Source organism: Stenotrophomonas sepilia, assembly GCF_003244875.1.
Taxonomy (GTDB): domain Bacteria; phylum Pseudomonadota; class Gammaproteobacteria; order Xanthomonadales; family Xanthomonadaceae; genus Stenotrophomonas; species Stenotrophomonas sepilia.
Window position 1 is genome coordinate 111,224 of record NZ_LXXZ01000002.1, and the last position, 6,000, is coordinate 117,223.

General features: G+C 66.8%; 5 protein-coding genes. 4 read left to right on the top strand and 1 reads right to left on the bottom strand.

Going from position 1 to position 6,000, the window contains the following annotated elements; genetic code table 11:
• Positions 1-40: 40 nt before the first annotated feature.
• Together A7X97_RS00560 and A7X97_RS00565 are read left to right on the top strand one after the other, a co-directional pair.
• A complete protein-coding gene (locus tag A7X97_RS00560) occupies positions 41-580 on the top strand; it encodes a C40 family peptidase (protein WP_005418044.1) in 540 nt (179 codons plus the stop codon).
• Positions 581-711: 131 nt separating this feature from the next.
• Positions 712-1,485, top strand: a complete 774-nt coding sequence (locus tag A7X97_RS00565) for a C40 family peptidase (RefSeq protein ID WP_053497133.1) — start codon at positions 712-714, stop codon at positions 1,483-1,485.
• A 287-nt stretch (positions 1,486-1,772) separates the two neighbouring features.
• Here A7X97_RS00565 and A7X97_RS00570 read toward each other — a convergent pair whose 3' ends face one another.
• On the bottom strand, positions 1,773-3,107 hold the full coding sequence (locus A7X97_RS00570; protein WP_072168520.1) for a dicarboxylate/amino acid:cation symporter: 1,335 nt from the start codon (positions 3,105-3,107) through the stop codon (positions 1,773-1,775).
• A 154-nt stretch (positions 3,108-3,261) separates the two neighbouring features.
• On the opposite strand from A7X97_RS00570, the gene A7X97_RS00575 reads away from it, so the two are divergent.
• Both A7X97_RS00575 and A7X97_RS00580 read left to right on the top strand, forming a co-directional pair.
• The gene (locus A7X97_RS00575) at positions 3,262-4,968 is read left to right on the top strand and encodes an alkaline phosphatase (protein WP_072168521.1); all 1,707 of its coding nucleotides are present in this window, start codon (positions 3,262-3,264) and stop codon (positions 4,966-4,968) included.
• The gene (locus tag A7X97_RS00580) at positions 4,965-5,510 is read left to right on the top strand and encodes a WG repeat-containing protein (protein ID WP_072168522.1); all 546 of its coding nucleotides are present in this window, start codon (positions 4,965-4,967) and stop codon (positions 5,508-5,510) included. Before A7X97_RS00575 ends, A7X97_RS00580 begins: the two co-directional genes overlap by 4 nt.
• The last annotated feature ends 490 nt before the right edge of the window (positions 5,511-6,000 follow it).

Consider the following 6,000-nt stretch of genomic DNA (forward strand, 5'->3'; position numbering starts at 1 on the left):
TCATGACGGCCAATCCAAGGTGGCGCATTATCCGGAGATCATGCACATCACGCCAGTTTCGTCCGGCCCGCGCCGGTTTCTCGCCCCGGCCCTGCTGCTGGCCCTGCCCGTGTTGATGACCGCCTGTGGCGGCGGCAAGGCCACCCGCCCGGCGCCGCCCCCGCCGACGGCGAACTGGCCGAAGACCGTGCCGGACAACCCCGAGGCCGCCAACTCGGTGCTGATGCGGGCCATCAGCCTGGTCGGCACGCCCTACCGCTATGGCGGCAACACCCCGGATTCGGGCTTCGACTGCAGCGGCCTGGTCGCCTATGTCTATCGCGAAATGCTGGACCTGCGACTGCCGCGCACCTCGCGCGACCTGGCCGCCGTACAGGGCCCGAAGATCGATCCGCAGCGCCTGGCCACCGGCGATCTGGTGTTCTTTGGCAGCCGAGGCAGCGTCACCCATGTCGGCATCTATGTAGGTGAGGGGCGTTTCGTGCACGCGCCGAGTACCGGCGGGACGGTACGCCTCGACTCGCTCAGCGGCCCCTACTGGAAAGACCACTACACAGGGGCGAAACGCGTCCTTCGCTAAAATGAACAGGCGATATGTTCAAAACTGTGACGTAAATCACTACTGAAATAACGTTTTACTAACGGAATTTTTAACTTATCGGCGGTTTTACAGGGCATGATGCCCCATCGTTTTTTTCCTGTGACCGACGCGTGACGACTGACGACCTGAAAAGCGAAGGCCAGACTTCCGTATCTTCACGCAGTGCCCGCCCGTTGTTGCTTGGCCTGGCACTGTGCCTGACCAGCCTTCCGGCCTGGTCGCAGACTGCTCCGAACCGTTCCGATGTGCCCCCGGCCCCGGTGGCCGAGAGCGCCGCCCGACCGGCCGCCAAGGCCGAGGCTGCCGCTCCGCAGCGCAGCCGCGTCGATGCCGCCGCCAGCGCCACGCTGGCCGCCCTGCTGCCGCACCTGGCCGCCAACGACACCATTCCGCTGATGGACCGCTCGGCCGTGGTGGCCGGCGACCTCAGCCGCCTGCTCGCCAACTACGACACCAGCAGCGCCGCCAATGGCAGCGTTGTCGGTACCGCCGCCGACAACGGCAAGGTGCAGTCGCTGCTGCGCCGCGCGATGACCCTGCTGGGCACCCCGTACCGTTGGGGTGGCAGCAACCCGGACAGCGGTTTCGACTGCAGCGGCCTGGTCGGTTATGTGTTCCGTTCGGCCCTGGGCATCGAGCTGCCGCGCGTCTCGCGCGAGATGGCCCACGATGACAACGCCGAACTGATCAACGACCGCACCGCGCTGGCTGCCGGTGACCTGGTGTTCTTCGGCCGCAAGGGCCGCGTCGACCATGTCGGCATCTATGTCGGCGACGGCCGCTTCCTGCACGCACCGAGTTCGGGCAAGGACGTGCGCGTGGACACCCTGCTCAGTGGCTACTGGGGCAACAAGTTCATGCAGGCCCGCCGGGTCGACCTCTGACCCGCTGGCGCTACGGCGCCGCCTGACGCGAGAAGCCGCTGCCCTGCAGCGGCTTTTTTGTTGGCAGGAATCCATTGCCCCCCATCCACGCATAGCGTGGATCTACTGGGACCTGCTCGTTGTGCCACCGCCGACCGCCCTGGTAGGTGCCGACCGTTGGTCGGCACTGTGTCTCTCCCTCCACGCATGGCGTGGATCTACGAGGAATGCCCCTTGGCCGGCACCGCGTCGGCCATCCCCAAGCAAAAGGCCCGCCGGTCAGGCGGGCCTTTCATCTCCACGCAACCTCAGCTGCGTGGCGGAGTCGGGTCAGGATCGTCCACGCCCACATTGCTGGACGGATTGTCATACACCGCCTGGTCGAGCAGCCCGGTTTCCTTGGCCACGAGCACCGGCACCAGCATCTGGCCGGTCACATTCGTCATCGTGCGCATCATGTCCAGGATGCGGTCGATGGCATACAGGTAACCGATGGTCTCCAGCGGCAGGTTCGCCGCGCTCAGCACCACCGTGGCCATGATCACCGCAGTACCCGGCACGCCGGCGGTGCCGAAGCTGCCCAGCACCGAGGCGATCAGCACCACCACGTACTGCTCCGGGGTCAGCGGCACGCCGCTGTACTGCGAAATGAACACCGCGCACAGCGCCGGATAGATCGCGCCGCAGCCGTCCATCTTGATGCTGGCGCCCAGCGGCACCGCGAACGAACCGTAGTCCTTGTTCACGCCCAGGTTGTGGGTGATCGAACGCAGCGCCACCGGCATCGCAGCGAAGCTGGACGAGCTGACGAACGCAACCTGCATGCCCGGTGCGGCGCCACGGAAGAACTTCAGCGGGTTCAGGCCGTGCGCCAGCAGCAGCGCGCTGTAGACCACCACGATGTGCAGCGCACAGGCCACGTACAACGCCAGCACGAAATGGCCCAGCGGCAGCAGCTTCTCGAACCCATAGCTGCCGACCAGGCCCGCGATCAGGCCGAAGGTGCCGATCGGGGTGACTTCCAGCACAAAGCGGGTCACCTGGATCATGATGTCGCTCATCTGGCCGACCAGCTTGCGCGCCTCGGTCACCTTCTCGCCCAGCTTGACGATGGCAAAGCCCACCAGGCCGGCGAAGAAGATCACCGGCAGGATCGAGCCGCGACCCGCGGCCAGCACGGTCTCACCGGCCGCGTTGACCTTGGTGCCGATGCCGGACAGCGCATAGAAGACATTGGCCGGCACCACGTCCAGCAGCACCTGCACCACGCTGGGCACTTCGCGCGGCACGTAGTTGCTGGCCATCGACAACTGCAGGCCACCCGCGCCGGGCTGCAGCACCGTACCCACGGCCAGGCCGACACACACTGCCAGCGCGGCGGTGATCACGAACCACAGGAAGGTGCGCCCACTGAGCGCGGCCACGGACTTCTGCCCGTGCAGCGACGAAATCGCGTTGATGACCGCGAAGAACACCAGCGGCACGGCGATCATCTTGATCAGGGTGACGTACAGCTCACCGAGCGGGCCGAACCACGTTTCCGCGGCCGGGCCGAGCGCCCAGCCGGCCAGCGCGCCGAGCACGAAGCCACCGACCACGCGCTGCCAGAACGGAATCCGCAGCCAGGCAGAGACCAGCGTCATAGGCAATCCAGAGGGGAAGGAAGGGATGCTGGCACGATAGCCCAAGGCAGCCCGCAGAACGACCGCCCGGCCGGCAAATCAGTGTGTCATCGGCGTGCCTTGCTGGGGCGGGCATAATGAATGTCCCGTTACAGTTTGTGAGATCCCAGCGTCCATGCGTCGTTCCGTCTCCCTGTTGGCCGCCTGCGCCACCACCCTCCTGCTGGGCGCCTGCGCCAGCACTGCCCCCGCGTCCGCCCCGGCCGGCCTGAAGGTCGCCGTCGATCCCGTCGCCCATCCGGCCGGCGAGACCCCGCAGTGGTGGTACCGCAGCGGTGCCGCCCAGGCTGCGGCCAATGGTGCGATGTCCGGCAAGGCGAAGAACGTCATCCTGTTCCTCGGTGACGGCATGAGCCTGACCACCGTGGCCGCCTCGCGCATCTACGAGGGCCAGCGCAAGGGCGGCTCCGGCGAGGAGAACCTGCTGTCCTGGGAACGCTTCCCGGCCACGGCGTTCAGCAAGACCTACAACACCGATTCGCAGACGCCTGATTCGGCCGGCACCATGACCGCCATCACCACCGGCGTGAAGACCCACATGGGCGCGATCGGCGTCAGTGCCGGAAGCCGCACCGACTGTGCCGACAGCCTGTCCAAGGGCCTGCTGACCTGGCTGCAGCTGGCCGACAGCGCCGGCCTGGCCACCGGCGTGGTATCCACCGCCCGCCTGACCCATGCCACCCCCGCTGCCACCTACGCGCACTCGCCCGAGCGCAACTGGGAAAACGACACCGACCTGACTGAAGCGGCCAAGGCGGCCGGCTGCAAGGACATCGCCCAGCAGCTGCTGTCGACCTCGCGCTATGGGCGCGGTCCGCTTGTCGCCCTTGGTGGCGGCCGTGGTGAGTTCACCACCGTGGAAGAGCGCGACCCGGAATACGACGACAAGGTCGGCCAGCGCCTGGACGGCCGCAGCCTGGTCCAGGAATGGCAGCAGGCGCATCCGCAGGGTGCCTATGTCTGGAACAGCAAGCAGCTGGCCGCAGCCGCAAATGCGCCGGCCATCCTTGGCCTGTTCGAGCCGGACCACATGCGCTACGAGTACGAGCGCCCGCAGGATCCGGGCGGTGAGCCGAGCCTGGCCGAACTGACCGCAGCGGCGATCAAGAACCTTTCAAGGCACCCGGAAGGCTACGTACTGATGATCGAAGGCGCGCGCATCGACCACGCCAACCACAGCGGCAATGCCTACCGTGCACTGACCGAGACCGTGGCGCTGTCCGATGCGGTGCGCGTGGCCAACGAGCTGACCTCGGCCGACGACACCCTGATCATCGTCACCGCCGACCACTCGCACACGCTGAACTTCGTCGGCTACCCGGCACGCGGCAACCCGATCCTGGGCAAGGTGAAGGACAAGGGCGGCGAAGACGGCGCCGGCAAGCTGGACTACGCCCTGGACGGCACCGGCCAGCCGTACACCACGCTGAGCTACGCCAACGGCCCAGGCCACACCGGCAGCAGCAACCAGCAGCCGGCCGGGCCGAAGCGTTACCCGCACAACCCAAGCAGCTTCGAACCGGCCAACGGTCGCCCGAACCTGCGCGAGGTCGACACCGAGCATCCGGACTACATGCAGGAAGCGCTGGTGCCGATGAAGTCCGAATCGCATGGTGGTGAGGACGTCGGCATCTGGGCACGTGGCCCGGGCAGCAAGGCGATCCGCGGCACGCTGGAACAGAACGCGATCTACCACATGATCGTGCAGGCCACCCCGGCCCTGCGCGAACGCCTGTGCCAGGCCGGCACCTGCGATGACAAGGGCGTGCCGGTGCAGTTGCCGGCACCGGCGGCCTTCGAACGCAAGGCCGAGGCAAAGTGATCGCGCGGCAGGCCCGCCCTGCCCCTGCCAGCGGCCGCCTTGCGCGGTCGCTGGCAATGCTTGGCGTGCTGGTCAGTGCCAATGCACAGGCACAGGCACCGGCATGCAAGCTGCTGACCGACGAACACGGGTTGTGGCCGCTCCCCAACTGCGAGGTGGTCGATCACCGGCTGAAGATCAGCGCCGATACGCTGAAGGACCTGAACTACGACGACCACGGCCTGGCCGTGGTGTATGCCGACCAGGGCTTCCACTACGTCGACCGCACGGGCCGCAGCCTGCCGGTGCTGACCTGGGACAACGGCCCGGAAACGCCGCAGGAAGGCCTGCTGCGCGGCCGCGTCGGCAGCCGCGTCGGCTACTTCGACCTGAAGTTCCGCCAGGTGGTGCCCGGCACCTTCGATTTCGCCTGGCCATTCCAGGATGGCGTGGCCGAGGTCTGCAACGGCTGCCGGCGCGGCACGCCGGATGCCGATGGCCACACGCCGATGGAAGGCGGAGAGCGGTTCCGCATCGACCGCTCGGGCCGCCGGGTGAAGTAGGGTTTCGGCAGGGCTGCGCCCTGCACCTGCCGAAGCCAAATCAAGATCAAAAGCGGCTCTGGTTTTCTGTGAGTTGGGCGGGACGGTGTGGCTGGTCAGGACACACCGTAAACCTGTCCATGGGGGCTCGATGGCGCCATCCATGGCGCCAACGGTCCTGCCCACCCACACCGCCCCACCCCCCGACAGATTTCCGGTGACGGTTGGACCATCCACGCCATGCGTGGATCAGATCTGTCAGATATCGAATTGAATCCGGGGTCAGATCCGTTTTCCTGCGGAAAACGGATCTGACCCCATCAACATGTCCAACAGACCGCAGGAAACTGTCGAAGGCGGGGTGGGTCCGGTTGCGGGGGGCGCTGCAAGTACGTCCATGTAAGCTCGGTCGCCGCATCCATGCGGCTCACGCCCCCGCAACCGGACCCACCGCGCCGACGCGCAGGAAACCAGCTTCTGCTGTTGCTTCGGCTCCTGCCGTGGCCGTGGC

Excerpts from the sequence above, each read along its gene's own strand:
- A7X97_RS00575 (WP_072168521.1), top strand. The coding sequence starts at position 3,262 with ATGCGTCGTTCCGTCTCCCTGTTGGCCGCCTGCGCCACCACCCTCCTG.
- A7X97_RS00570 (WP_072168520.1), bottom strand. The coding sequence starts at position 3,107 with ATGACGCTGGTCTCTGCCTGGCTGCGGATTCCGTTCTGGCAGCGCGTG.
- A7X97_RS00560 (WP_005418044.1), top strand. The coding sequence starts at position 41 with ATGCACATCACGCCAGTTTCGTCCGGCCCGCGCCGGTTTCTCGCCCCG.